General features: G+C 50.2%; 1 protein-coding gene. It reads right to left on the bottom strand.

Translation table 11 applies throughout. The features are described 5' to 3' along the window. The coding region (locus tag IEX60_RS24725) for an efflux RND transporter periplasmic adaptor subunit (protein ID WP_188754067.1) at positions 1 to 945 on the bottom strand (945 nt) is incomplete at its 3' end. Positions 946 to 1,004 lie beyond the last annotated feature (59 nt).

Here is a 1,004-nt window from a genome sequence, read left to right as displayed (position 1 = left end):
ACTGACGATGCTTTCTTCGGGCAGGGCAGGTGTTTGCGCATCGGGAATTTCCAGTTCGGCGTTCATGTACAATCCCGGAATCAGCTGCGGACCCGGGTTGTCAAAATGGGCGTGGATTTCAACCGCCCGTTCTTCGGAAATGGCTTTCCCGGTCAGGATAACCTTGCCGTGGTATTTCTTTTCGGGACTGCTGTTGGTATAAGCGATGAGCGGTTGTCCGATTTTCACGTTCTCCCAGTCCTTCTCAAAAACCTTCAGGTTCAGGTGCAGGTCGCGGGGATTGACCAGCTCGAACAACACGTCGGAAGGAGAAACATATTTGCCGACGTTCACGAATACCTGTGTAACATAACCGTCAAACGGAGCGAAAATGCCGACCGTCCGTTTGATGTTTCCAGCCGATACCTTGTCCGGCCGGATGTTGATTAACCTCAATTTCTCTTGTAATGCCTGTTTGGAGATGAGCAGCGTTTCGTAATCGGCTTTTGCCTGCTGATACACTTTGTCGCTGCTGGCCTTGCTTCGGTTCAATTCGCTTTGACGGTCGTATTCAGCCTTCCTGTTTTCCAGCTGGGCCGTGGCCGTCAGGTAGTCCTGCTGCAACTGGATGTACTGGTTGTCTTCCATCTCGGCCAATAGTTCGCCTTTTTTGAAATGCATGCCCGGTAAGAGCTTGGTAAAGGTTACGTACCCCCCCAACGCACTGCTTACCGATACCAGGTTCTGTGGCGGTACATCCACTTTCCCGTTCAGCTTGAGGGTATGGGTAAGGATTCTTTCTTGTAAGGTAGTAGCGGAAATCGGAATGGATTTCAGCTGTTCGTCCGTGAGTTCCAATATATTTCCGCTATCGGCGGCGGAAGCCGATCCATCCCCGTTGGTTTCCGTTGTATTACTGCAGCCAAAGAAGATGAGCAGGCTGGCGAAAAAAATAATCGTTTTCATTGTCGTTGAATTAGTTTGAAGTAAGGTACTGCAGGGTAATGATGCTTTGGTTGAGCAGC

Origin of the sequence: Parapedobacter defluvii (genome assembly GCF_014642075.1) — a bacterium.
Classification (GTDB): Bacteria; Bacteroidota; Bacteroidia; order Sphingobacteriales; family Sphingobacteriaceae; genus Parapedobacter; species Parapedobacter defluvii.
The sequence above is the reverse complement of the archived record's forward strand: the minus strand, read 5'-3'. Positions and strand labels throughout refer to the sequence as shown.